This is a genomic window from Inhella sp., assembly GCF_041912635.1.
Taxonomy (GTDB): Bacteria; Pseudomonadota; Gammaproteobacteria; order Burkholderiales; family Burkholderiaceae_C; genus Inhella.
The window spans coordinates 1-24,784 of the sequence record NZ_JAYRMO010000009.1 but is presented as its reverse complement, the minus strand read 5'-3'; the positions used below and the strand labels follow the sequence as shown (position 1 = coordinate 24,784).

24 protein-coding genes are annotated in these 24,784 nt (G+C 69.1%); 8 read left to right on the top strand and 16 right to left on the bottom strand.

Annotated features, from left to right (window positions below; all coding sequences use genetic code 11):
• Window positions 1-128 precede the first annotated feature (128 nt).
• The 6 genes from ACE3QP_RS07040 to ACE3QP_RS07015 form a co-directional block, all read right to left on the bottom strand.
• Window positions 129-1,343: an acetyl-CoA C-acyltransferase gene (locus ACE3QP_RS07040; RefSeq protein WP_374434744.1), complete on the bottom strand. Its 1,215-nt coding sequence runs from the start codon at window positions 1,341-1,343 to the stop codon at window positions 129-131.
• A gap of 19 nt (window positions 1,344-1,362) precedes the next feature.
• A complete protein-coding gene (locus ACE3QP_RS07035; RefSeq protein ID WP_374434743.1) occupies window positions 1,363-1,860 on the bottom strand; it encodes a DUF4442 domain-containing protein in 498 nt (165 codons plus the stop codon).
• Between the two features lie 9 nt (window positions 1,861-1,869).
• Complete coding sequence (locus tag ACE3QP_RS07030; protein WP_374434741.1) at window positions 1,870-4,266, bottom strand: 3-hydroxyacyl-CoA dehydrogenase NAD-binding domain-containing protein; 2,397 nt, start codon at window positions 4,264-4,266, stop codon at window positions 1,870-1,872.
• A gap of 65 nt (window positions 4,267-4,331) precedes the next feature.
• Entirely contained in the window at window positions 4,332-4,760 is a 429-nt protein-coding gene (locus ACE3QP_RS07025; protein WP_374434740.1) for a DUF2147 domain-containing protein, read from the bottom strand.
• Between the two features lie 40 nt (window positions 4,761-4,800).
• Window positions 4,801-6,591: an acyl-CoA dehydrogenase C-terminal domain-containing protein gene (locus ACE3QP_RS07020; protein WP_374434739.1), complete on the bottom strand. Its 1,791-nt coding sequence runs from the start codon at window positions 6,589-6,591 to the stop codon at window positions 4,801-4,803.
• A 19-nt stretch (window positions 6,592-6,610) separates the two neighbouring features.
• Window positions 6,611-7,321 (bottom strand): TetR/AcrR family transcriptional regulator, encoded by a 711-nt coding sequence (locus ACE3QP_RS07015; protein WP_374434737.1) that lies wholly within the window; start codon window positions 7,319-7,321, stop codon window positions 6,611-6,613.
• Between the two features lie 228 nt (window positions 7,322-7,549).
• On the opposite strand from ACE3QP_RS07015, the gene ACE3QP_RS07010 reads away from it, so the two are divergent.
• Window positions 7,550-8,107: an HNH endonuclease gene (locus ACE3QP_RS07010; protein WP_198113200.1), complete on the top strand. Its 558-nt coding sequence runs from the start codon at window positions 7,550-7,552 to the stop codon at window positions 8,105-8,107.
• A 122-nt stretch (window positions 8,108-8,229) separates the two neighbouring features.
• On the opposite strand, the gene ACE3QP_RS07005 is transcribed toward ACE3QP_RS07010, so the two are convergent.
• The 4 genes from ACE3QP_RS07005 to ACE3QP_RS06990 all read right to left on the bottom strand — a co-directional run bounded on the left by ACE3QP_RS07005 (window position 8,230) and on the right by ACE3QP_RS06990 (window position 13,496).
• Window positions 8,230-8,478, bottom strand: coding sequence for a hypothetical protein (locus ACE3QP_RS07005; protein ID WP_374434735.1), 249 nt, complete (start codon window positions 8,476-8,478; stop codon window positions 8,230-8,232).
• A gap of 18 nt (window positions 8,479-8,496) precedes the next feature.
• Entirely contained in the window at window positions 8,497-9,270 is a 774-nt protein-coding gene (locus ACE3QP_RS07000; RefSeq protein ID WP_374434733.1) for an alpha/beta fold hydrolase, read from the bottom strand.
• 81 nt (window positions 9,271-9,351) lie between these two features.
• A complete protein-coding gene (locus ACE3QP_RS06995; protein WP_374434732.1) occupies window positions 9,352-12,117 on the bottom strand; it encodes a caspase family protein in 2,766 nt (921 codons plus the stop codon).
• A gap of 2 nt (window positions 12,118-12,119) precedes the next feature.
• Window positions 12,120-13,496, bottom strand: a complete 1,377-nt coding sequence (locus ACE3QP_RS06990) for an OmpA family protein (protein WP_374434731.1) — start codon at window positions 13,494-13,496, stop codon at window positions 12,120-12,122.
• 188 nt (window positions 13,497-13,684) lie between these two features.
• On the opposite strand from ACE3QP_RS06990, the gene ACE3QP_RS06985 reads away from it, so the two are divergent.
• Complete coding sequence (locus tag ACE3QP_RS06985) at window positions 13,685-14,185, top strand: glycine zipper 2TM domain-containing protein (RefSeq protein WP_198113191.1); 501 nt, start codon at window positions 13,685-13,687, stop codon at window positions 14,183-14,185.
• 68 nt (window positions 14,186-14,253) lie between these two features.
• Window positions 14,254-14,979: a substrate-binding periplasmic protein gene (locus tag ACE3QP_RS06980; RefSeq protein WP_374434730.1), complete on the top strand. Its 726-nt coding sequence runs from the start codon at window positions 14,254-14,256 to the stop codon at window positions 14,977-14,979.
• 25 nt (window positions 14,980-15,004) lie between these two features.
• On the opposite strand, the gene ACE3QP_RS06975 is transcribed toward ACE3QP_RS06980, so the two are convergent.
• The gene (locus tag ACE3QP_RS06975; RefSeq protein ID WP_374434729.1) at window positions 15,005-15,856 is read right to left on the bottom strand and encodes a 23S rRNA (adenine(2030)-N(6))-methyltransferase RlmJ; all 852 of its coding nucleotides are present in this window, start codon (window positions 15,854-15,856) and stop codon (window positions 15,005-15,007) included.
• Window positions 15,857-15,995: 139 nt separating this feature from the next.
• Between ACE3QP_RS06975 and ACE3QP_RS06970 the strand changes: the two genes are divergently transcribed.
• From ACE3QP_RS06970 to ACE3QP_RS06955, 4 genes are read left to right on the top strand one after another with little or no spacing between them, the layout of a single operon-like run.
• A complete protein-coding gene (locus ACE3QP_RS06970) occupies window positions 15,996-16,373 on the top strand; it encodes a hypothetical protein (protein WP_374434728.1) in 378 nt (125 codons plus the stop codon).
• Window positions 16,370-17,410 (top strand): sensor histidine kinase, encoded by a 1,041-nt coding sequence (locus ACE3QP_RS06965; protein ID WP_374434727.1) that lies wholly within the window; start codon window positions 16,370-16,372, stop codon window positions 17,408-17,410. The genes ACE3QP_RS06970 and ACE3QP_RS06965 overlap by 4 nt, the downstream gene beginning before the upstream one ends.
• Window positions 17,407-18,465 carry a histidine kinase gene (locus ACE3QP_RS06960; protein WP_374434726.1) on the top strand — a complete coding sequence of 353 codons (1,059 nt, stop codon included), beginning with the start codon at window positions 17,407-17,409 and terminating at the stop codon, window positions 18,463-18,465. The genes ACE3QP_RS06965 and ACE3QP_RS06960 overlap by 4 nt, the downstream gene beginning before the upstream one ends.
• Complete coding sequence (locus ACE3QP_RS06955; RefSeq protein ID WP_374434725.1) at window positions 18,450-19,193, top strand: LytR/AlgR family response regulator transcription factor; 744 nt, start codon at window positions 18,450-18,452, stop codon at window positions 19,191-19,193. The genes ACE3QP_RS06960 and ACE3QP_RS06955 overlap by 16 nt, the downstream gene beginning before the upstream one ends.
• Here the strand turns inward: ACE3QP_RS06955 and ACE3QP_RS06950 are convergent.
• The 5 genes from ACE3QP_RS06950 to ACE3QP_RS06930 are packed head-to-tail and all read right to left on the bottom strand — an operon-like array spanning window position 19,190 to window position 23,343.
• Window positions 19,190-19,978: an enoyl-CoA hydratase gene (locus ACE3QP_RS06950; RefSeq protein ID WP_374434724.1), complete on the bottom strand. Its 789-nt coding sequence runs from the start codon at window positions 19,976-19,978 to the stop codon at window positions 19,190-19,192. The two genes, ACE3QP_RS06955 and ACE3QP_RS06950, sit on opposite strands and share 4 nt — an antisense overlap.
• Window positions 19,975-21,042 carry a DUF3108 domain-containing protein gene (locus ACE3QP_RS06945; RefSeq protein ID WP_374434722.1) on the bottom strand — a complete coding sequence of 356 codons (1,068 nt, stop codon included), beginning with the start codon at window positions 21,040-21,042 and terminating at the stop codon, window positions 19,975-19,977. The genes ACE3QP_RS06950 and ACE3QP_RS06945 overlap by 4 nt, the downstream gene beginning before the upstream one ends.
• Window positions 21,012-21,476, bottom strand: a complete 465-nt coding sequence (locus tag ACE3QP_RS06940; RefSeq protein WP_374434721.1) for a DUF3429 domain-containing protein — start codon at window positions 21,474-21,476, stop codon at window positions 21,012-21,014. Before ACE3QP_RS06940 ends, ACE3QP_RS06945 begins: the two co-directional genes overlap by 31 nt.
• A complete protein-coding gene (locus tag ACE3QP_RS06935; protein WP_374434719.1) occupies window positions 21,473-22,198 on the bottom strand; it encodes a DsbC family protein in 726 nt (241 codons plus the stop codon). Before ACE3QP_RS06935 ends, ACE3QP_RS06940 begins: the two co-directional genes overlap by 4 nt.
• A 23-nt stretch (window positions 22,199-22,221) precedes the next feature.
• Window positions 22,222-23,343, bottom strand: a complete 1,122-nt coding sequence (locus ACE3QP_RS06930; protein WP_374434718.1) for an FAD-dependent monooxygenase — start codon at window positions 23,341-23,343, stop codon at window positions 22,222-22,224.
• Between the two features lie 144 nt (window positions 23,344-23,487).
• Here ACE3QP_RS06930 and ychF point away from each other — a divergent pair, with 144 nt between their 5' ends.
• The gene (ychF, locus tag ACE3QP_RS06925) at window positions 23,488-24,582 is read left to right on the top strand and encodes a redox-regulated ATPase YchF (protein WP_374434716.1); all 1,095 of its coding nucleotides are present in this window, start codon (window positions 23,488-23,490) and stop codon (window positions 24,580-24,582) included.
• Window positions 24,583-24,784 lie beyond the last annotated feature (202 nt).

Here is a 24,784-nt window from a genome sequence, read left to right as displayed (position 1 = left end):
GTCCTCAGTTTGAGTCGTCCGGATTGCGTAGCGAGCGGCCCGAGAGCAGGTTGAGGAGCGCAGCCGTACTCCCGTACGGCGAGCACCGCAGGCCTGCTATCGGGTCGCGCAGTAGCAAGACGGATGACTCAAAGGGCCTCGAAGATGCCGGCGGCGCCTTGACCTGCGCCGACGCACATCGTCACCATGCCGTACTTCTGCTTGGTGCGACGCAGGTTGTGGATGACCGAGGCCGCGCGGATGGCACCGGTGGCGCCGAGCGGGTGGCCCAGGGCGATGGCACCGCCGTTCGGGTTGACCTTGCTGCGGTCCAGCTCGAAGCCCTTGCTGTCGAGGTCGTTCAGCACCGCCAAACTCTGTGCGGCGAAGGCCTCGTTCAGTTCCACCCAGCCCATGTCGCTGGCCTTCAGGCCGGCCATCTTGAGCGCGGCGGGGATGGCTTCGATGGGGCCGATGCCCATGATTTCGGGCGGCACGCCGCGCACGGCGAAGCTGACGAAACGGGCCAGCGGCGTCAGGCCGAAGCGCTTCAGTGCGGCCTCGCTGACGATCAGCAAGCCACCCGAGCCATCGCTGGTCTGCGAGCTGTTGCCGGCCGTCACCGAACCCTTCGCGGCAAACACCGGCTTGAGCTTGGCCAGGCCTTCGAGGCTGGTGTCGGGGCGGGCGCCTTCGTCCAGCTTCACCGTGCGGGTCTTGATGTTGACGCTGCCATCGGCCAGGTTGGGCGTGCGCTCGACGATGTCGAAGGGCGTGATCTCGGCGTCGAAGTGGCCGGCCTGCATCGCCGCCACGGCGCGGCGGTGCGATTCGAGCGAGAAGGCGTCTTGGTCTTCGCGGCTGATCTTCCACTGCGCAGCCACCTTCTCGGCGGTCAGGCCCATGCCGTAGGCGATGCCGATGTTCTCGTCCTTCTCGAAGATCAGCGGCGAGAGGCTGGGCTTGTTGCCGCCCATGGGGATCATGGACATCGACTCGACGCCGCCGGCGAACATCACGTCAGCCTCGCCCACACGGATGCGGTCGGCCGCCATCTGCACCGCGGTGATGCCGGAGGCGCAGTAGCGGTTGATGGTGACGCCGCCGACGCCATTGCCCCAGCCGGCCAGCACCGAGGCGACACGGGCGATGTTCATGCCCTGCTCGCCCTCAGGGAAGGAGCAGCCGACGATGGCGTCCTCGATGGCCTTCGGGTCCAGGCCCGGGGCCTGGGCCAGCGCGGCCTGCATCACCTTGACGAGCATCTCGTCCGGGCGGGTGTTCTTGAAGTAGCCACGGCCGCTCTTGCCGATGGGCAAACGGGTGGCGGCAACGATGTAGGCGTCTTGGACTTGCTTGCTCATGATGAGCTCCTTACGGTGTTTAGGCCTGAGGTTTCTTGGGCACCCAGGCCCAGACAAATTCACACTCGATCGGCTGTTCGCCGGCTTCGTCGGTCACCTGGACCGCCACGATCACTTCGCCCTTGTCCGTCTCGTGCATCAGCTGGCGCTGTTCAGGCTCCAGCGAGGCCGTGGCCGTGAGCGCACCCTGCGCGCGGCGCTTGAACTTGACCTTCATGGTCTTGCACAGCGGCAGGCAGTCGTCGCGCACGTTCATGCCCACCACCATGCCGGTGGCGGACTCGGCCACCAGCGCCATGGCGGCGGCATGCACACCGCCGATGTGGTTCTGGATCTTGCGGCGGTTGGCGATGTAGACCACCGCCTGCTCGACCGTCAGCGCCTGGAAATCCAGGCCGGCCGTGCCGGTGAGGGGCACGGCGCGGCGCAGCACCAGGTTGCGGCCGGCGCGGCGCAGCGGGCCGGGCAGGCCGTCCAGCTTGGCCAGCGCGCGTTGCAGGCGGTTCGGGGAAGTCACCGGGTGTCCTTAGTTGCGCACCGGCTTGCCGGTTTGGAGCATGCCCATGATCCGCTCTTGGGTCTTGGGGTTGTCCAGCAGGGCGCAGAAGTGCTTGCGCTCCAGCGCCATCAGGTATTCCTCGGTCACCAGCGAGCCGGCTTCCACTTCGCCGCCGCACACCACGTCGGCGATCAGGCTGGCCAGGTGGTAGTCGTGGGCGCTGACGAAGCCGCCGTCGCGCATGTTGGCGACCTGACCCTTGATCGAGGCGATGCCGCTGCGGCCGGCCACCGGGAAGACGGCCTTGTGCGGCGGGCGGTAGCCCGACTCGGCCATGCCCTTGACCTGGGCGGTGGCCACATGCAGCAACTCGTCCTTGTTCGGCACGATGACATCGCTGTCGAGCAGGTAGCCGATCTTCTTGGCCTCATGCGCGCTGGTGGCCACCTTGGCGGTGGCGGCGCTCAGGAAGCCGTCCTTCAGGAAGGTGAAGACGTCGGCGCCCGAGTTGCCGGCCGCGGCCATCTCGGCAGCGCGGCGGGCGATGTAGGTCAGGCCGCCGGCACCCGGCACCAGGCCGACGCCCACTTCCACCAGGCCGACATAGCTCTCCACATGGGCCACGCGGCGCGCGCAGTGCACCGCCAGCTCGCAGCCGCCGCCCAGAGCCAGGCCGCGCATGGCAGCCACCACCGGCACGTTGGCGTAGCGGATGCGCAGCATCGCGTCCTGCAGCTTCTTCTCTTCCGGGGCGATGCCCTTGGAGCCAAGCTTCATGAACACGGGCATCAGGCTTTCCAGGTTGGCGCCGGCGCTGAACACGTCGTCCGGGCTCCAGATCACCAGGCCCTTGTAGCCTTCCTCGGCAATCTCCACGGCCTTCAGCAGGCCCTCGGTCACGGCCGGGCTGATCAAGTGCAGCTTGGCGGTGATGGAGGCGATGACGACTTCGCCGTCCAGCGTCCAGACGCGGATCTCCTCGTTCTTGAACAGCTCGGTGCCGCTCTTCAGCGGGTCCTTGGCGGCTTCGCCGACCAGGGTCTCGGGGAAGGGCTGGCGGGCGTACACGGGCAGCGCGGCGCGCGGCTTGAACTTGCCCTCCGCAGCGCTCCAGGAGCCTTCGGCGGTGTGCACGCCACCGGCGGCGGCCACCGGGCCTTCGGTCACCCAGGCGGGCAGCGGGGCGCTGCTGAGCGTCTTGCCGTCGGCGATGTCGGCGGCGATCCACTGCGCCACCTGCGTCCAACCGGCAGCCTGCCACAGCTCGAACGGACCTTGGCTGCTGCCGAAGCCCCAGCGCATGGCGAAGTCGATCTCGCGGGCGGTGTCGGCCACGGTGGCCAGGTGCACAGCGCAGTAGTGGAAGCTGTCGCGCAGGATGGACCAGAGGAACTGGGCCTGCGGGTTGGTCGACTCACGCAGCAGCTTGATGCGGTCGGCCGGGGCCTTCTTGAGCATGCGGGCGACGATCTCGTCGGCCTTCTTGCCGCCAGCCACGTACTCGCCGGTGGCGAAATCGAGGCGCAGGATGTCCTTGCCGACCTTCTTGTAGAAGCCGCCGCCGGCCTTCTGGCCCAGCGCGCCCTTCTCGATCAGACCGGCCAGGACTTTCGGCGTGGCGTAGGTCGAGTAGAAGGGGTCGTCCTTCAGGTTGTCCTGCATGGTCTTGACGACGTGGGCCATGGTGTCCAGGCCCACCACGTCCGCGGTGCGGAAGGTGCCCGAGCTGGCACGACCGAGCTTCTTGCCGGTCAGGTCGTCCACCACGTCCACAGTCAGGCCGAACTTCTCGGCCTCGATCATGGTGGCCATCATGCCGGCGATGCCGACGCGGTTGGCCACGAAGTTGGGCGTGTCATGTGCACGCACCACGCCCTTGCCGACGCTGGTGGTGACGAAGGCTTCGAGCTGGTCCAGGATCTCGGGGCGCGTGGTGGGCGTGTTGATCAGCTCCACCAGGTACATGTAGCGCGGCGGGTTGAAGAAATGGATGCCGCAGAAGCGCGGCTTGATTTCTTCCGGCAGCACCTCGCTGAGCTTGGTGATGCTCAGGCCCGAGGTGTTGGATGCCACGATGGCGTGCGGGGCGATGTAAGGAGCGATCTTGGTGTACAGATCCAGCTTCCAGTCCATGCGCTCGGCAATGGCCTCGATGATGAGATCGCAGCCCTTGAGCAGTTCCAGGTGTTCCTCGTAGTTCGCCTGCTGGATCAGCGCGGCCTCGGCGGCGTCGCCCAGGGGCGCGGGCTTGAGCTTCTTCAGGCCTTCGACGGCCTTGGTGACGATGCCGTTCTTCGGGCCCTCTTTGGCGGGCAGGTCGAACAGCACCACCGGCACCTTCACGTTGACCAGATGGGCGGCAATCTGCGCCCCCATCACGCCGGCGCCTAGCACGGCCACTTTGCGAACTTGGAATCGACTCACGGGAATGCTCCTAGCGGAGGTTGAAGGGCCCGGCGGCTGTGAACGCCGGGCCTTGAAGGAGGGGTTTACTCAACCCGCTCCCAGACTTGGGTACGGTAGAAGAAGCCCACATAGCCGCGCACTTCCATGCGCTTGCCGCCGTCCACGGGCTTGAGCCGGGTCTTGTAGACCTTGCCCTTGGCGGAGTCGAGGATGGTGCCGCCGCCCCAGACGTCGTCGTCCTTCTTGACGTCACGGATGATTTCCATGCCGACGATGGGCTTGTCCTTGCGGTCGTCCTCGCACTTGTCGCACTTGGCGTCGGGCTTGGCATCGGCGGCCAGCAGCTTGTCGATCCGGCCGCTCACCACGCCGTTGGCCTCGGTGATGCGGACCAGCGCCTTGGGCTGCTTGGTCTCGTCGTCGATCGTCTTCCACACACCCACCGGGCTCATCTGCGCATGCGCGCCCAGAGCAAACAGACCGAGAACTGCAGCGGCGATCAAGGACTTCATGGCTTCTCCTGAGGGGGCCCCGGCGCCGGGGCATTGAGGTTTAGAACAGGGCCTCGTCCATTTCCATCAGCGGCTTCAGGCCGGCGCGGGCGGTGCGGATCAGGCTCGCGGTCTCCGGCAGCAGCTTGGCGAAATAGAAGCGGGCCGTGGCGAGTTTTGCACGGTAGAAGGGGTCACCGGAACCCTCTTTTTCCAGCGCCACCTTGGCCATGCGGGCGAAGAAGTAAGCGAATGTCATGTGGCCCACCACACGCAGGTAGTCGACCGCCGCGGCGCCCACTTCGTCGGGGTTGCCGAAAGCCTTCATGCCGAGTTCCTGCGTCAGCTTGTTGACCTTGTCGCCCAGGTCGGCCAGCGGGTTGATGAACTCCTGCATCGCCTCGTTGGTGCCCTCTTCCTCGATGAAGGCGGCGATCTTCTTGCCGAACTTCTTCAGGGTGGCGCCGTTGTTGCCCAGCACCTTGCGGCCCAGCAGGTCGAGCGACTGGATGGTGTTGGTGCCCTCGTAGATCATGTTGATGCGCGCATCGCGCACGAACTGCTCCATGCCCCACTCGTGGATGAAGCCGTGGCCGCCGTAGACCTGCATGCAGTGGCTGGTGGCGATCCAGCCGTTGTCGGTGATGAAGGCCTTGATGATGGGCGTCAGCAGCGCCAGCTCGGCCTCGGCTTCCTTGCGCTCGTCCTCGTCATCGCTGCTGATCGACTTGTCGGCCTGCAGCACGGTGTAGGCCTGCAGGGCGCGCGCGCCTTCGGCGTAGGCGCGGGCGGTCAGCAGCATCTTGCGCACATCGGGGTGCACGATGATCGGATCGGCCGGCTTGTCCGGCGCCTTGGGGCCGCTGAGCGAGCGCATCTGCAGGCGGTCCTTGGCGTAGGCCACGGCGTTCTGATAGGCCACTTCGGTCAGACCCAGGCTCTGGTTGCCCACGCCCAGACGGGCGGTGTTCATCATCACGAACATCGCCGCCAGGCCCTTGTTGGGCTGGCCCACCATCGTGCCGATGGCACCGTCCAGCGTCATCTGGCAGGTGGAGTTGGCGTGGATGCCCATCTTGTGCTCCAGGCCCGAGCAGAAGATGCCGTTGCGCTCACCCAGGGAGCCGTCGGCGTTGACGTTGAACTTGGGCACGATGAAGAGCGAGATGCCCTTGCTGCCAGCCGGTGCGTCCGGCAGGCGCGCCAGCACCAGGTGCACAATGTTCTCGGCCAGCTGGTGTTCGCCGGCGCTGATGAAGATCTTCTGGCCGGTGATCTTGTAGGTACCGTCGGCCTGCGGTTCGGCCTTGGTGCGCAGCATGCCCAGATCGGTGCCGCAATGCGGCTCGGTCAGACACATAGTGCCGGTCCACTGGCCGTTGGTCAGCTTGGGCAGGTAGAGCTTCTTCTGCTCGTCGGTGCCATGGGCGTGCAGGCACTCGTAGGCGCCGTGGCTCAGGCCGGGATACATGGTCCAGGCCTGATTGGCGCTGTTCAGCATCTCGTAGAAGCACTGGTTCACCAGCAGAGGCAGACCCTGGCCACCGTAGGCGGGGTCGCAGGCCAGCGCCGCCCAGCCGCCGTCGATATAGGTCTGGTAGGCCTCCTTGAAGCCCTTGGGCGTGGTGACCTCGTGGGTGGTCTTGTCGAGCTGGCAGCCTTCCTTGTCACCGCTCAGATTGATCGGGGCGATGACTTCGGCGCAGAACTTGCCGCCCTCTTCCAGCACGGCGTTGATGGTGTCGGCGTCGATGTCCGCATAGGGCGGCAGCATCTTGAGCTCATCCACCACGTTCAGCACTTCGTGCAACACAAACTGCATGTCGCGCAGAGGCGGGGTATAGCTGGGCATGGCGGGTCTCCTTCGGGGGTTATCGGGTCTTGCGGCGGCGCGGCGCCACGGGTTCAGTGGCCACTCCGGCCGGGGTGATGCAGGCGTGGATGACGCGGTCGAAACCGCGTGCGGCCCGCTCCAGCGCGCCTTCGCTGCGCAGGAATCGGGCGTCGTGATGCAGGGACAGGATCAGCCCATGCAGCTCGAACAGGATTTGGTCGACATCGCAGTCGGGGCTCAGGTGGCCCTCGTCGCGCGCCAGCACGATGGCCTTGTGCAGCGCCGCGTGCCAGGCCTTGACCATGGTCACCAGGGCGTCGCGCACCGGGCCGGGGCGGTCGTCAAACTCAACCGCGCCGCTGATGTAAATGCAGCCGCTCTCCAGTTCCACCGCCACCTGGCGCACCCAGCGCTGGTAGAGCGCGCGCAAGCGCTGCAGGCCACGCGGCTCGCGGATAGCCGGGAAGAACACCTCTTCCTCGAAACGGCGGTGGTATTCGGCCACCACGGCGATCTGCAGCTCTTCGCGGGAGCCGAAGTGGGCGAACACGCCGGACTTGCTCATGCCGGTCTGGTCCGCCAGCGCGCCGATGGAAAGTCCTTCGAGCCCCATGTGCGAGGCCTGGGCCAGCGCGGCTTCGAGGATGGCAGCGCGGGTCTGCTGGCCCTTGGGCAGCGGCACCCGAACCGCAGGCGCACGCCCACCGCGTGTGGCGGCGGGGTTGCTGGGGTTGGGGCGCTGGCTCATGGGTGGGTCTCGGGGGCTTGTCTTGGGCCTGAAATAAAACGAACGATCGTTCTATTTTTGGCGCATTGCACCCCGTCGGCAAGCCCATCCCGTCACGGAAGCTGGAGGCCGTGCTCTAAATCACCCCCTGGTTCTCCCGGTGTTCCAGGCATTCCTCCACGGGTCGGGCCGGATTTCTTTCTGTCATCTGACAGGAGTAGGCTGGCCGTCCAAGGAGGTGGTGCAGCCTTGGACGTTCTGCAGCTCGATATTTCCGGTCGCCCGCAGGCCTGGATCAGTGTGCGGGAAGCCGCGGTGATGGTGGCCTGCGATGCCATCGCCTGGACCCTGGGCGAGCCCTGCGCGGTGCTGCGCGGCGGCTGGAACCGGGTCACCGGGCGGCAGTCGCGCATCGAGGTGCCGCCCATCCTGGCCGCGCGCGGCGCCATCCCCAGCCGGGCTTGGCGGCACGAACCTGCGCTCTCCAACCCGAAGCTGTTCGCCCGCGACCGCTTCCTGTGCGCCTACTGCGGCGCCCACTTTCCGGAAAGTGAGCTGACGCGCGAGCACATCCAGCCCACCAGCCGGGGTGGGCGCGACCATTGGATGAACTGCATCACCGCCTGCCGCAGCTGCAACCACCGCAAGGGCAACCGCCTGTGCGAGGAAGCCGGCATGAGCCTGCTCTACCTGCCCTATGTGCCCAGCCTGCACGAGGACATGATCCTGCGCGGCCGCCGCATCCTGACGGACCAGATGGAGTTCCTGCTCGCCAGCGTGCCTGCCTCAAGCAGGCTGCATGGTTGACCCCCCCGAAGCGGCCCAAGGGGCCGCCTCCCCCCAGGGGGCGCCACCAGCGGCCCGGCAGAGCCGGTTCCGCGGTGGCACTTGATCTGAGCTGCGCTGGCTGACTACGCCGATTTAGCGATTTAAGGGTACAGCGCCACCGCGTCCACGCGGTCCAGGCGCACGACGATGCGCTGGCCGCCCGGCCCGCGCAGCTCGACCGTCTTGCCGGGCTCCAGCTTGACGACGGCGCCGCCGATCTGCTGGCCTTGGACGTAGAGGGTCACACCCTTCTTCTCGCCCTGCATGGCCGTCAGTACGGCTTCGATGGATTCGCTGGCGTGGCCCAAGGCGGAAAGGCTCATTAGCAGGGTCAGTACAAGTGCGCGCATAGGAATTCCTCTTGGCCGTCAGGCGGCCAGCAGATGCTCTTGCTGGGCAAAAGCGGTGAGCAGACTTTGTAGCCCAGCGGAGGCGCGCAGCGGCGCCAGATGGTCCAGACCGGGCAGTTCCTGCAGATCGGCCTGCGGCATGGCCAGCTCCAGCACCTGGGCCACGGCCCGCGCCGGCGCGGGCGATTCACTGCCCACCAGCAGGCGCACCGGCATCTGCAGCGCGCCCAGCAGGCGCAGCGGCACGGTGTCGTTGAAGAGGGCGTCGAAGTCCGCGCAGACCTTGGGGCAGCGCGCGCCGACGGACATCACGGTACGGGCATCCAGCGCGTCTTCCGGGCGGCCGCTCCAGAAGCCCAGGAAGGCCCGCGCCGCGCCCTGCCAGTCACCGGCCAAGCTGCGCTGGCGCACCCGGGCGGCCAGGCTGCGGATCTCGCGCCATTCGGATTGCAAACCGGCCTGGCGCAGTGCAGCAAAGCGCACCGGTTCGTAGAGCGTGAGCGAGCGCACCGCGCGCGGGTGGCGCAGCGCGAACTGCAAGGCCACCGCGCCGCCGTAGGAATGCCCCACCAGGTGGAAGCTCTGGCCTGGCAGCAGCAGGTGAGGGGCCAGGCGGTCGACCTCCTGGTCGAGCGTGACACCCACGCTGCTGCTCCAGGTTTCGTCGCGTCCGTAGCCGATCAGGTCCGGCGTGATCCAGTTCAGGCGGCCGGCACTGGCCTCACGATAGGCCTGCCATTGGCGGCCACTGGCGGCACTGCTGTGCAAGGCAACGACGAGGGGAAGACTCATGCTGACGCTCCTGGGGTATGGAGCGCACTGTCGCGAGGCGTGGTTTCAGGCGGGTATCCGCTGCCGACAGCCTTGTTTCAATTACTTCAAGCTGATGGGGAAGTCCATGCCGGTGCTGTTGACCACGGGGAACTGCTCCTCGGCGCGGTAGCGCTTGGAGAGCTCGGGCAGGGCCTGCTCCACATAGACCATCAGCTTGCGCGCCGTCACCTCCGGCCCGCCGGCCGCAGCTTTGCCGCGCAGGCCCTCCAGCAGGGCGTAGGTGAAGACGCCGTGGCCCAGCTGGCCCAGCTCGCTGGCCAGCTGCTCCTTGGTGGTGGCGGCGATCAGATGGGTGCCGCTGGCACGCGAGAGCTGGGCCAGCACGCGGCGTTCCTCCAAACCACGGAAGCCGACGGCAGCCGCGCCGGACTTGCAGGCGTCGATCAGCACCACCACCTTGCGCGCCGGCATCTGCCGCAGGGCCTCGGCCAGTTCGCGCGAGGACAGGCCGCCTTCGGCCAGGCGCTCGGGCTGCTCGGGGTTGGTGAGTTCATGTGGCACGAAGTACCAGTCGTCCTTCAGCGTGTCGCCATGGCCGGCCAGGTAGACCAGCACCACATCGTCCTCGCGCGTCTGCCGCAGGGCCTGCAGGCGTGCCAGCACGCCGGCCTTGGTGGCCTGCTCGTCGTGCAGCTCCTCCACCTGCACGCGCTCGAACAGCCTGGCGCCGGTCTGGCGCAGCAGGCCGGCCACGCCGCGCGCATCGGGCACGGAAAAGCTGAGGTTCAGCGCGGCATTGCGGTAGCGGTTCACGCCCACCGTCAGCACATGCAGGCTGGGGCGCGGCGGCGGGGCGTCGTAGACCAGGCGCAGCTCGGCAGCCTGTGACTCGGTACGGTCCAGCCCCAGCGCCAGGGCGCGCAGGCGGTTCTCGCCGGGCTGCAGGCGCACCTGCCATTGCGCCTCCAGCGCGCTGCCCGCGCGGCGCAGGCCGCGCGCCGGCAGGCGTTCCACCAGCTTGTCGTTCAGGTACAGGCGCAGCTCGTCCACGCCGCCGCCGCGGTCCTGCGCCTGCAGCTTCAGCGCCAGGCCGGGTTCGCGCAGGCGGCTGTCGGGCTCGGGGCCGAGCAGCTGCACGCTGGGCGGCAGGCGCAGGCCCTCACGCAGGTCCGTCACGGGGCGTGCGCTGGCCTCGCCGCCCAGCGCGGCGAACACGGCCTGCGGGTCGTCGTGGCGCTCGGCAAAGCGCGCCAGGGGCAGGAACTCGGCCGCCTGGTCCGCCCCGCGGTTGAGGTGCCAGCCCACCAGGGCCTCGCCCCCTTCGCCCGCGCTGTAGCGGCCGTCGGGCGTCCAGGCCACCCAGGCGCGGCCCTCGTTGTAGAAGGCCAGCAGGGGCTCGCCGTCGCGGGCACGGAACCAGCGCAAGGTGCCGTCCCCCAGGCCGGCAACGATGAAGCGGCCATCGGCGCTCAAGGCCAGCGCGAAGCAGGGCGCGCTGAGGTCCTGCTGCCAGAGCTCGCGGCCCTGCAGGTCGAACCAGCGCAGCTTCCAGCCGGTGCCCAGGGCCAGGCGAGGGCGCTGCGGGTCCACGGCGGCGCTCAGCGCCACTTCACCGGGCTCCAGCGCCAGCGGCTTGCCGTTCAGGCTGGGCTTGCTGCTGTCGCGCCAGTCGCGCAGCTGGGCTCCGGGGCGGCCCTGCACGGCCGCGCGCAGCTCACCCGCGGGGGGCCGCCAGGCAAAGGCCGGGAACTCGAAGGCCTGCGCACCCCAGCCGCTCCAGTGCAGCTGGCGCGCGTCGGCCGAAACGCGCAGGCTGGCGCCGGCCAGGGCGCGGTAGTCGGTGCGCGCGCTGCCCTGGGTCTGCAGCTGACCGTCCGGCCCCAGCCAGCCCCAGCTGGCGTCGGCGGCGGCGAAGGCCAGGCGGCCGTCGGGCAGCTGGCTGAGCTCGGTGATCGAGTCGCTGGCCAGCTGCGGCCCGCCCTGCGCCTGGCCCTGCCGGTTCCAGCGCATCAGCCCATGGCGGCCGGCACCCTGGCGCCAGCTGCCGGCGGCGCGCAGCTCGGCGCCGTCCGGGCTCCAGACCACCTGGCTCAGGCCGCCACTCCCGGTGCCCCGCAGCAGGCGCTCGGGCTGCAGGCCCTCGGTGCGCAGGATCTGCACCTGCGGCAGCTCGGCATGGCCCACGGCGAGGCGCTGGCTGTCGGGCGCGAACTGCAGGCCATGCAAGGGCCCGCCCAGTTTCTGCTCGGCCTGGCGGCGCAGGCCGTCCGCGCCCAGCGCATACAGGCGCACGCGGCCATCGTGCGCGCTGCTGGCCAGCCAGCGCCCATCGGGGCTGAAGGCCAGGCCGTAGCTGCTGTCGGCGTAGTCGTTGTCGGCGCCTGCGAACTGCGGGCGCTGCCAGTCCGCTTCGCCGCGCCAGAGCTGCACGCCATGCGGACCCCAGAGGGCGACGGCCAGCAGTCGACCGTCCGGACTGAAGGCCAGCTGGTTGACCACATTGGGCTGACCCTGGATGCGCGCCAACAGCTGGCCATCGGCGCAACGGAACAGATAGATGTCGTTGCCGGCGCTCCAGCCGGCCAGCGCGGCCAGGCGGCCGTCCGGGCTGAGCGCACCGGCAAACAGCTTGCCTTCCTGCCCGGCGCCAATCGGCGGCCGCAGCACCGCCTGCAGCTGGCGGCCCCGCCAGAGCCGCGCGGTCTTGTCCTCGGACACCGTCAGCCACAGCTCGCCGCGGGCGTCGTGCGCCAGCGCACGGATGGCCGCATGGTGGCCGGCGCCGGCCACGCGCAGCATCGGCTGATCCTGCGCTGCCGCTGCTGCGCCCAGCAGCGCCAGCAACAGCAGCAGCAGGGTGCGCATGCTCAGCCGCTACAGGGCAGGAGCTTGAAGTCGACGCGGCGGTCGAGCTGGTCGCTGGCATCGTCCTTGCCAGTTCCCACCAGGTTGTCGCGCGAACCCAGGCCGATGGCGATCAGTCGCTGGTCCAGCTCGGGTTGCAGGCTCACGAGGCGGCGGCGCACATGCTCAGCGCGAAGCGCAGAGATGCGCTCGTTCACCTCTTCCGGCCCGTTGCGGCTGACATGCCCCTGCACTTCGGCACAGCGCTTGTCGGCAGCCAACCGGCGCGCCAGCACTTCGACCCACAGCTGCTGCGGCGGCGTGACAACTGGGTCCGCCGGCACAGCCTTGAAGCCGCGCGTGGGCGGTGCGCTCTCGGCGCGCTGCGCGTCGGCCTTCTGCTCTTCGGCCGGCACGGCCTTGAAGCCACGGGTCTGGCCGGGCTGGTTGGGCAGCGGCGGCGCCTGCTTGGCCAGGTCCTCGGCCAGGTCGGGGCGCAGATTGCCGGGCTTGGCGTCGGCCGGCAGCACGGTGGAGCCGCGCGCGAAGGCAAACATCATGGCCAGCTTGCCCTGCTCGATGCCGTAGTCCAGCAGCTGACTCAGGCTCTTGACGCTGGCGTCACGCTTGCCCTGGCGCCATTGGCTCAGGTAGAGGCCGCTGAGCACGCGCAGCTGCTTGCCCGCGGCGGTGGTCTGGGCGCGCGCGAAGGCCGCTTCGGCCTCCTTCCAGCGCGCGTTGTTGTAGTGGCGGATGCCCTCTTCCACGCTGCTGGTGGCCACCAGGCCGGCCAGGTAGGCGGATTGGATCGGGTCGCCCGCCTTCGAGGCCTGGCAGGTCTTCACATAGCCCTCCGCCGGGGCGTCCTGGGTCCAGGCCGGCGCATCGGCGAAGAAGCGCAGCGGCGCCGCGTCCACCTGCTCCATGCGCGAGCGCGCCACCGTCTTGCTGACGAGCTTGCCGGACTTCAGGTCCACCATCGCAAGACAGAAGCGGTACTGGTCGCGCACGCCCTCGGTCTTGCCCTGCTGATTGATGGGCGTGAAGGTGCCGATCACCACCAGCGGCTTTTGATCGAGCACGGCCGTGCTGAGCGGCTTGATGTCGAACTGCGGGTAGCTGGCCTTGACCAGCTGGCCGATACGCTGCTCGATCTGCTGTGTGGCGCGCGTCTGCATGCGCGAGACGCCGTCGATCAGCGGGTCCACCACCACCGTGTAGCGCTTGTTGGCGGCGGGCGCCACGCCGTCCAGGTCGACCTTGGAGAAGAGCGCATTGGCCGCCGTCAGCACCGCCTCGCCATGCGGCAGCGTGGGCGGAGGCGGGGGAGGTGCGGGCGGGGGCGGGGGCGGGGGCGCCTGTACCACCACGGCCGGCTGCGCAGCCGGCGGGGCAGCCATAACCCACCAATGCGTCGGCATCGCACAAGGAACCACACACAGAAGATCAACCGTGCCACACAACCAGTACGCTCTCATTGGCCACCCCTTTCGTGGTGGTGTTTATAGGCCATGGCGAAGTCGTCAACAACTCGCGTCAACGGCGCACCCCTTGTTCGCGTTCCACCGGCCGCGAAGCGGAGACCCGAATGAAACCCATTGCCCTGCCCCTGCTGGCCGCCCTGTTGCTCAGTGCCTGTGCCAGCACCAACCCCGATCTGCGCCCCCGCCATGAGGTGATGCGCATGGCCCAGGTGCAGGACGGCACCGTGGTGGCCGTGCGCACCGTGCGCCTGGACGGCCACCAAAGCGGCCTGGGTGCCACCGCCGGCGCGGTGGCCGGCGGCGTGGCCGGCGGCACGGTGGGCGGCCGCCGCGAATCGGTGATCTTCTCGACCCTGGGGGCCATCCTGGGCGGGGTGATCGGCCACGCGATCGAGCGCGAGTCAGGCCGCGAGGAAGCGCTGGAGCTCATCATTCAGTTGCGCAATGGCGAGCGCGTCGCGATCGTGCAGTCGCAGGGCGAGGAGCGTTTCGCCGCCGGCGACAAGGTGATGGTGGTCAGCCAGGGCCGCAGCGCGCGGGTGACGCGCGCCTTGCCGCCGGTGCCGCCCGAGGCGGCCCGCAGCGCCTCGGAACCCCAGCCCTGAGCGCGGCAGCACGGCCCGCGCCCGGCTCCTGAAACAGGAGGAGAGGGCCGGCTTGCGACACTGCGGGGATGCCTGTGCGCCTCTCCCGTCGTGACCTGCTGCTGGCCGCGCCTGCCCTGCCCCTGCGCGCCCTGGCGCAGGCGGAGGAATTGCGCGTCATGGTCAATGACGTGCGGCCCTACTCGCACCGGGAGGGTCAGCAGATCCTGGGCATGCACCCGGACATGCTGCAGGAGATGGCGCAGCTCGAAGGCCTGCGCCTGCGCCTGAGCTCGGCACCCTACGCCCGCGTCAAGCGCGCGCTGCTGGACGAAGCCGTCGACGCGGTGGTAGCCCTGACCGGTCCGGACCTGGACAGCCAGGGCACGCTGGTGCACCCGCTGCACCCGGTGCGCTACCTGGTCATCAGCTTGCAGGCCCGTCCGATCCAGTCACTCGCCGCGCTGCGCGGCAAGCGCCTGGGCATGGCGCGGGGTGCGTACTACAACGCCGCGATCAACGACAACCCCGAGGTGCAGTTCGTCCCCATCACGGAACCCTTCCAGGGCCTGCGCATGCTGGCCCTGGAACGCGTGGACGCGGTGGTGTCGACCGACTTCCTGCTCGCCCAGGCACTGAGGCAGGCCCGGCTGGAAGGGGTGCAGTTCGCGCCGCCCTTTGATGCCGGCGGTGGTGCCTATGCGCTCTATGCGCGGCCGCAGCTGCCGCGCGAACTGATCGAGCGCCTGCGCGCCGCGCTGGCCCGGCTGCAGGCCAACGGCCGGCTGGCTTCCATCATCCGCGCCCACCTGTAGGGCGGCACACCTTCCGCCGCCGCCCTCAGGCGCCGGCCTGCAGCACGCCCTTGGCGCCCTCGTACTGACCCAGCACCTCGGCCAGCCACGGCAGTTCCTGGGCCAGCAGCGCACCCAGGGTGTGCGGCGGGTTGGCCACGAACATATGGCTGCCCAGCAGGCCGAAGCCGCCGTCCTGCGGCGCCGCCACGCTCAGCTGCGCATCCAGCCAGCCCTTCTTGGCCACGCCTTTGACGGCATTGCGCAGGCGCTGCGGCAGCTGCTGGGCCTCGACCGTCTGCAGCTGCGGAATCCATACCGCCACCACGGCTTCCGGAAAGCGCGTCAGGGCTTCGCGCACCGCCGCCAGGGTGCGGGCGTAGTCGGTCTTGATCTCGTAGGGCGGGTCGATCAGCACCAGCCCGCGCCGCGTCGGTGGTGGCAGCAGGGCTTTGAGTGAGGTAAAGCCATCGGCCAGGTGCACCTTCACACCCTTGGCCTCGGCCATCAGCTTTTCGAGCGCGCGCAGGTCCGTGGGGTGGACCTCGAAGGCATGCAGCTCGTCCTGCGCCCGCAAGAGCTGGCGGATCAGCGTGGGCGAGCCCGGCACGTTCTTCAGCACGCCGGGGCCGTTGAAGCGCTCGACCTCGTCCAGGTAGGCGGCCACGCCCTTGGGCAGGTCCTTGCGCTCCCAGATGCGGCCGATGCCGTCCAGCCACTCCAGCTTCTTGTTGGCCTGCTCGCTGCGCAGCGAGTAGGCGCCGGCGCCGGCGTGGGTGTCGATGACCCGGTAGCCCTTCTCTTTCTGGCTCAAGTGCTGCAGCAGCTGCACCAGCACCAGGTGTTTCAGCACGTCGGCGTGGTTGCCGGCATGAAAGGCGTGTCGGTAAGCAAACATGGTCGGCACTCTATCCGGCGGCTTCGTCGGGCCTGCGGGCCAATTCGTCGCCGCCGTGCCGGCTTCATCGGGTTTCTACTGAAGCCGCAGGGCGAACGCGGAACCATCCGCTCCATCGACAACCCCTTCGGAGCGCATCATGACCTTCCGCACCCCCACCCTTCTGATCGCCACCCTGCTGAGCCTGGCTGCCCACGCCGAGCCGGCCCCGCGCCAGGATCTGCGCGCCCAATGCCCAGCGCTGGCCGAGCAGATTCCCGAGCTCCTGGCCACGGCCAAGCAAGAACTGGGCACCGAAGCCGAGGTGCAGGTGCTGCTGCATTTGGATGGCCAAGGCGTGCAGCAGGTCGAGGCCGTGAGCGGCCCGCGCCGCTACCTGAGCCGCGTGCGCACCGCACTGCAGGGTCAGGACTGCCGCAGCGCCACGCCGCAGCGCCAGCTTCTTACCATCCGCTTCCAGGAACCGCGCGCTGAAGCGCCGCACACGCGCCTCGCCGCCGCCTCCACCCCCCGATGAACCCCACCCGCCGGCACGAACTCCGCATCGCCCTGGGCCTGGCCGCCGGCCTGGCCCTGGCGATGGCCGTGCCCGGCTTCGTGCACTGCGCGGTCGATGCCCCCGAGCCCAGCGAGTGCCTGCACCTGGTCAGCGGCGGCGGCCTCGGCAACTTCCTGATGCTGCTGAGCATGATGGCCTGCACCGCCCTGCTGCACCCCTGGCTGCCGCCGGGGCGGGGTCGCGGTCTCGGCCTGGCGCTGCTGGTGCTGGCGGCCGCGGCGGTCGGCATGGGGCTGGCCTGGCTGGCGCACCATGTGGACCCCAAACTCGCACCCGGACCCGGCCCCTACCTCATCCAGGTGATGCTGACCCTGGCCGCCTGCCTCGTCACCGCACACGAAGCCACACAGCGCGCGCGCGCCGAGGGTGCGCGGGCGCGGGCGCTGAACCAGCAGGCGCAGCAGCAGGAGCGTGACCTGGCCACCGCCCGGCTGCAGCTGCTGCAGGCCCAGGTGGAGCCGCACTTCCTCTTCAACACCCTGGCGCACCTGCGCCGGCTGGCCCAGACCGACCCGCAGGGCGCGCGCGCCATGCTGGCCGACCTGCTGCACTACCTGGGCGAGGCCCTGCCCAGCCTGCGCGACAGCGAATCGACCCTAGGCCGTGAGCTCGGCCTGGTGCGCGCCTACCTGGCCCTGCACCAGTTGCGCATGGGGCCCGAGCGCCTGCGCCTGCACTTCGACGTGCCCGAGGCCCTGCACGCCACCCCGCTGCCCTCCACCAGCCTGCTGAGCCTGGCCGAGAACGCCATCAAGCACGGCATCGCACCCCAGGTGGGCGGCGGCGAGATCACGGTGCGCGCCTGGCGCGAAGGCGAGCAGCTGCTGCTGGAGCTGGCCGACACCGGCCGCGGCATGAGTGCTGCCAGCGGCCATGGCACCGGCCTGGCGACCTTGCGCGCGCGGCTGAAGGCGATGTATGGCGAGGCGGCCAGCCTGAGCCTGCTGATGAACCAGCCGCGCGGGCTGATCGCCCGGCTCAGCCTGCCGCTATGAGCACGGCGCCGCAGCAGCTCATCGGGCCGGCCGTCCAGCACGCGCTGCGGCACTGGCGCTGGGCGCTCTTCATCGGCGCGGCCAATCTGTTCTCCAACGGCACGCCGTTTGCGAACAGCATGATCGAGGTCAACGTGCCCAGCGCCTTGGTCTACAACGTGCTGCAGTTCGGCTTCCCGCTGCTGGCCGCGCTGTACCTGGCCGACCATGCGGTGGACGCCCGCCGCCTGGCCGCCCCGCTGGCCTATGGCGCCGCCGTGCTCGGCACGGTGCTGCTGGGCGTGTGGGTGGTGGGCAAGGCGCTCACGCCGTTTCTGGGCGTCGTCTCTTGGTGGAGCTGGCGGGCCGACATCGGCCTGGCCGCTACCAGCAGCGTCTGGCTGGGCCTGGGCGTGGCCGTCTACGCCCGCTTGCGCCAGCGCCGCCGCGTGCAAGCCCAGCTGCAGGCGGCCGAGCTGGCCCATGCCGAACGCCAGCGCGAACTGGCCGCCGCCCAGCTGCTGGCCCTGCAGGCGCGCGTCGACCCCGACCTGCTGTTCGAGCGCCTGCAGCGCGTCAGCACCGAGCTCGGCCAGGAGCCGCTGCGCGCCCAGGCACGGCTGGACGCGCTGATCGCCCTGCTGCGCGCGCTGCAGCCCCATGCCGAGGCACGTGTGTCCACGCTGGCGCGCGAGCTCCAGGCCGTGCAGGCCTACGCGCGCCTGATCAGCCAGGACGCCCAGCACACCGAGCGCCTGCATCTGCATCTGGACGAAGGCTTGACCGAACGGCCCTTCGCCCCCTTCGTGCTGCTGCCCCTGGTGCGCGGCCTGCTGCAGGCGCCCGGCACGATCTGGAGCCTGGACCTGCGCGCCCGCAGCGACGGCGGCACGCGCATCCAGGTGGATGCGCTCGGGCCGGATGAAGCCTCCACCCAGCGCGCCGCCGCAGCCCTGGAGCTGCCCGCGCTGGCCGAACGCCTGCACGCCGTACACGGGCCAGCCGCCCGGCTGCAACTCGACCCCACGCCCTTGCCCCGTTTGACCCTGGACCTGCCCCCATGGCCCGCATCCTGATCGCCGAAGACGAACCCCGGCTCGCCGCCGAGATCCGCGAGGAGCTGCTAAAGCTCTGGCCGCAGGCCGAGGTCTGCGCCGTGGTGCACGACGGCCACGCCGCCCTGCAGGCGCTCGAAGCCCTGCAGCCCGAGGTCTGCCTGCTCGATGTGCAGATGCCGGGGCTCTCCGGCCTGGAGGTGGCACGGCTGATTGGCAACCGCGCCCATGTGGTGTTCATCACCGCCTACGAGCAGTACGCCCTGCAGGCCTTCGACGAAGGCGCGGTGGGCTACCTGCTCAAGCCCCTGGACGTGGTGAAGATGGCCCGCACCCTGGCGCGCGTGAAGGAGCGCCTGCACCAGCCGCCGGCCGATCTCAGCGGCTTGGGTGGGCCGAGCGCCTCCAGCGCTGCGGACAGCGAACCGCTGCGCTGGCTGACCGTGCAGCGCGGCCGCGAGCTGCAGCTGATCACCGTGGACGACGTGCAGTACTTCCGCGCCGACAACAAATACGTGGCGGTGGTGACGGCCGACAGCGAGGCGCTGATCTCGCTGCCCCTGAAGGAGCTGGTGGCGCGCCTGGACGGCGAACGCTTCTGGCAGGTGCACCGCAGCACCATCGTCAATGTGGGTGCGATCCGCTCGGTGAGCCGCTCGCTGAGCGGCAAGCTCAGCATCGCGCTCAAGCAAAGGCCGGAGACCCTGGAGGTCAGCGCGGCCTATGCGCACAAGTTCAAGCAGCTTTAGGAATGCTTCCAGTTGGCGGGACGCTTTTCCAGGAAAGCGTTCATGCCCTCGCGCTGGTCGTTGGTGCCGAAGACGGCATGGAACATGCCGCGTTCGATCTTCACGCCCTCGGTCAGCGGCACTTCAAACGCCTGGTTGGTCAGCTGCTTCATCAGCGCCACCACCGGGGCCGAGTAGCCGTTAATGGTCTCGGCGGCCTTGAAGGCTTCATCGAGCAGCTGATCGGCCGGGATCACGCGGGCCACCAGGCCGGCGCGTTCGGCTTCCGCTGCGTCCATGAAGCGGCCGGTCAGCAGCAGGTCCATGGCCTTGGCCTTGCCGACCCAGCGCGGCAGGCGTTGCGTGCCACCGCCGCCGGGGATGACGCCGAGCTTGATCTCTGGCTGGCCGAACTTGGCGTTGTCGGCGGCGTAGAGGATGTCGCACATCATCGCCAGCTCGCAGCCCCCGCCCAGGCAGAAGCCGTGCACGGCGCCGATCACGGGCTTGCGCACGTCGAGGATGTGCTCCCAGTTCTTGCTGATCAGCTGGCTGTTGAAGGCCGAGAGGAAATCGTGCTGCAGCAGGGTGGGGATGTCGGCACCGGCGGCGAAGGCCTTCTCGCTGCCGGTCAGCACGATGCAGCCGATGCCGGGGTCGGCATCGAAGGCCTTGAGCGCATGGCCCAGCTCGTCCATCAGCGGGTCGCTCAGCGCATTCAGGGCCTTGGGGCGGTTCAGGCGGATGACGCCGGTCTTGCGCGCGCCGTCGCCACGGGTATCAACCAGGATGTTTTCGTAGTTCATGGGGTGGAGCCTCTTGCGGTGGGGTGGGCATTTTCGGGCGCGGCTTCCTGCAGCGGCGGCTCGGCCAGCAGCAGATCGACCCAGGTTTCGTCGTCCTGCACGATGCGGATGCGCACCGGCAGGTATTGCAACTGCGGTGCGAGCCAGACGGTGGCCTGCAGGGTGCCGCGGCTATCGGTCACCACCGGGCGCAGTTGCCAGGCGGGCAAGGGCCCGAGCGGGGTGTCCAGGGTCTCCAGGCCGACGATGTCGTAGCGCCAGGCATAGAGCCGGCGCGGCAAGGCCAGCGGCAGGGCAATCGCATGGCCGGCGCGGGCTTGTTCGCGGCCGGTGAGCAGCAGCCAGGTCAGCTGCACGAACTGGCTGGCGGAATCCTGCACGCCGGGCGGCGTGGGTTCCATGCGGCCGTTCGGGAACTGGATGCGCAGGGGGTCGATCAGCACCTGCAGGCGGCGTGGGCTGGCCACCAGCACACGGGTCTCTTCGTCGTAGCGGCGCGGGCTGATGCCCTGCGGTGTGAGCTCGCCCTCGCTGAGCATGCGTCGCGTGATGAAGGGCGCCAGGCTGGGGCCGACCGTCACCGTCAACCGCACTTGGTAGCGCCGCCCCTGGCGCAACCACTCGACCTCGGCGTCGCCATGCACCGCGCCGCGGTAGTGGCCGACCAGGCTGTAGCGCAGCCGGGTCGAGAGCGGCCACTCCGGGCCGGGCTCGCCCTCGGAAGGATCAGCCAGCACGGGCGGCGGGCTGAGTTCGGTCAGTGCGGGCAGCTCAGGCAAGGGCTTGGGCAGTTCCACGGCGGATGCCGCCGCGGCCGGCTGCGGCGCGGCGGCCAATTGCCTGCGCGCGCGCGGCGCTTCAGCCTGCGGCTTGGGCGGCGCCGGTGGCGCCTTCAGCTCCATGGGCTTGCGCAGTTCAACCGCCATCCGCGCGGGCGGCGCCTGCAGGCTCAGCCCACCGCGCCACTGCCGCACCAGCTGCCAATGCGCCCCGATCACCAGGGCCAGCAGCAAGGCAAAGGCAAGCGCGCGGCTTATGTTGCCGCTGCTGCCAGGAAGCAGCACAGGCTGGCCAGCACGGTGCAGCGGAAGCGCAGGGTCAGCCAGCTCTGGGCGCCCCAGCGGGCGTACTGCTGCCGGTCCACCGCGTAGCAGGCGATCAGGGCCACGCCCTGCAGCACCAAGCCGGCATAGGCCGGCATCAGCGCGCCCATCGTGCCCAGCAGCGCCGGCACCACCGCCCAGGCATAGGGGAAGGTGGCTCGCTCACCCGCCTGCAGGGCCCGGCCCCAGTGCACCGCGCCCAGGAAGGCCAGCACCACCGCGGCGTAGGCCGACAGGCCGAGCAGGGCATAGGTGTGCTCGTCCAAGCCCGGGCTGGCGCCATCGGGCGGCGGCAGCAGCCAGGCCAGGGCAGCGCCCAGCACAAAAGGAATCAGCCCGGCGTAGGCCAGGCGCACCGCCACGACGGGCGGCGGGGGCAGTGGGGTGGTGTTCAAGACCGCTTCTCGGCTTTGGCCAGGCGCTCCATCAACGCCTCCAGCGGGATGGCCCCGGGCGCGCGGGTGCCGTCCTCGAACAGCACGGCCGGGGTGCCGTGGATGGCGTATTTGCGGGCGAAGGCCAGATTGCGCTCCAGCGGGGCCTCATCGCAGGCGCCGCTGACCTTCTCGGGCAGGCGGTTCTTCAGCATCCAGCTCAGCCAGGCATCGCTGCTGTCCTTGGCGCACCAGATGTCACGGCTCTTGTCACGCGAGTCGCTGCCCAGGATGGGGATCACGAAGGTGTAGACCGTCACGTCCTTGAGTTCCTGCAGCGTGCGCTCGAAGCGCTTGCAGTAGCCGCAGTTCGGGTCGGCGAACACGGCTACGCGCTGCTTGCCGTTGCCGCGCTTCCAGACGATGGCGTCCTTGAACGGCAGGCTGTCGAAGTTCACGGCGGTGAGCTTGTCCACGCGCTCCTGGGTCAGGCTCTTGCGTGTCTTCAGGTCGATCAGGTCCCCGTCGATGAGGAACTCGCCCTTGGCATCGGTGTACTTGATCTCGGTGCCGAAGCGCACCTCGAACACGCCGGGGATGGGGGACTTGCGCACCTCGTCCACCGGCGGGAAATGGGCGGGCAGATGCTGCGCCAGGGCCTTGCGGATGACGGCCTCGTTGGCTTCGGCTGAACAGCCCAGCATGGCGGCCAGGGCCAGGGTGAGAACGGGAAGGGTCTTCATGGACAGGGCACCTCGGCCGGGATTCAGCCCATCGCGCGCTGGGCCAGCCAGCGCTTCAATGGGGGCAGTTGATTGACTAGGCTCAGGCCCTGGTTGCGCAGGCTGCGCAGCAGGGGCGAGGGATGGGCAAACCCGGTCCAGAGCGCATCGGCGCCGCCGCCCATCAGCAGCGTGGGCAGGGCGCGCTCACGCGCATAGCGGCGCAGCAGGCGCTCGTCGCCCAGCGGCCGCCAGGGCTCGCGCCGGCGCAGCACCTGGGCCAAGGCGGCCACATCGCCCAGGCCGAGGTTCAGGCCCTGGCCGGAGAGCGGATGCACCTGGTGCGCGCAATCACCCAGCAGCACGAAGCCGGGGCCGCAGACCTCCCGGGCGCGCAGCCACTGGAGCGGCCAGGTCTTGCGCTCGCTGGCCAGCGTCAGGCTGCCGGACGAGGCGGCGCACAGGCGGTTCAGCTCGGCTTCAAATTCGGCGGGTTCGGCCACGGCCCATTGCTGCGCGGCCGCAGCCGGCTGAGACCACACCAAGGCATAACTGCGGCCGGGTTCGGGCCGGTCCAGCGGCAGCAGGGCCAGGATTTCGGGGCCGTGCGCGCCCTGGCGGAACCACTGCCAGGCAATGCCCTGGTGCGGCTGGCTGGCCACCAGGCGGGCGGCCAGCGCATGGTGGCCGTAGCGGTGCAACTCCACCTCCACCCCCAGCGCGGCGCGGCTGCCGGCCTCGCGGCCCTCACACAGGGCCAGCAGGGTGTGCGGCACGTCCTCCTGCACGCGCTCCACATGGGGGGCGTAGCGCAGCGCGGCGTCCAGCTGGGCTTCCAGCTCGCCGGCGTCGACGATCCAGGCCAGTTCCTCCACCTGGGCCTGCCAGGCCGAGAACTCGATGTGTGCGCCTTGCGCGTCGCCATGCACCTTCATGTCGTGCACGGGCGTGCGTGCCTCGGCGGGCAGGCTGTCCCAAACCCTGAGCTCCTGCAGCAGGCGGCGCGAGGCCGGGTTCAGCGCGTAGGCGCGCAGATCGGGGCCGCCCGCCGCGGGGGGGCGGCCGCGCAATGCCACGCGCAGGCCCTGGCGCGACAAGGCCAGCGCCAACGCCCGCCCGACGCAGCCATCGCCGCGGATCAATACATCGACTGGAGCCCTGTGCATAGCCGGGGATTCTAGGAAGCCGCCCCAAGCCCAGCTGCGGACAGGGTCACGCCCGCCTAAAATCCCGCCCCTTTGCCCAGATTCCCCGATCGCCGGTCCCTGCCGAGCGACGCCCGGGCGCCCCAGCTATTCAAGGACTGTCCGATGAGCCTCAAGTGCGGCATCGTGGGTTTGCCGAACGTCGGCAAATCGACCCTCTTCAACGCCCTGACCAAGGCCGGCATCGCGGCCGAGAACTACCCGTTCTGCACGATCGAGCCCAACGTCGGCATCGTCGAGCTGCCGGATCCTCGTCTGGATGCGCTGTCCGAGATCGTCAAACCGGAACGCGTGGTGCCGGCCATCGTCGAATTCGTCGACATCGCCGGCCTGGTGGCCGGGGCCAGCAAGGGTGAAGGCCTGGGCAACCAGTTCCTCAGCCACATCCGCGAGACCGACGCCATCGTCAACGTGGTGCGCTGCTTCGAGGACCCGAACGTCATCCACGTGAACGGCAAGGTCGACCCGATTTCCGACATCGAGGTCATCCAGACCGAGCTCTGCCTGGCCGACCTCTCCACCGTTGAAAAGAGCCTGCAGCGCTACACCAAGCAGGCCCGGGCCGGCGGCGACAAGGAAGCCCTGCGCCTGGTCGAGGTGCTCAAAAAGTGCGAGGCCACGCTGAACGAAGGCAAGCCGGTGCGCTCCATCGACTTCAGCAAGGAAGAGCTGGCGGTGCTGAAGCCGCTGTGCCTGATCACCGCCAAGCCGGCCATGTTCGTCGGCAACGTGGCCGAGGACGGCTTCGAGAACAACCCCTTCCTGGAGCGCCTGAAGGAATACGCCGCGGCGCAAAAGGGCCCGGTGGTGGCGATCTGCGCCAAGACCGAGAGCGAGCTTTCGGAGATGGCCGACGAGGACAAGGCCATGTTCCTGTCCGAGATGGGCCAGACCGAACCCGGCCTGAACCGCCTGATCCGCGCCGCCTTCAGCCTGCTGGGCCTGCAGACCTACTTCACCGCCGGTGTGAAGGAAGTGCGCGCCTGGACCATCCACAAGGGCGACACCGCCCCGCAGGCGGCCGGCGTGATCCACACCGATTTCGAACGCGGCTTCATCCGCGCCCAGACCATCGCCTTCGAGGACTTCATCACCTACAAGGGCGAGCAGGGTGCCAAGGACGCCGGCAAGATGCGCGCCGAAGGCAAGGAGTACGTGGTCAAGGACGGCGACGTGATGAACTTCCTGTTCAACGTCTGATTCAAACAAGCCATTTCAGGCGATTGCACATGCTTGCAAGTGCATCACTGAAATCGACGCAAAGCCCCGTGGATACGGGGCTTTTTCATTTCAGCTCGTTGCATGCAACGACAGCTGATAGCACTGCGCAAGTGAATACGGCCGTGTATATGGATCTTGCGCCAGGTCGATGAAGGTGTATACGATGAAGCCCTGAGGCCGA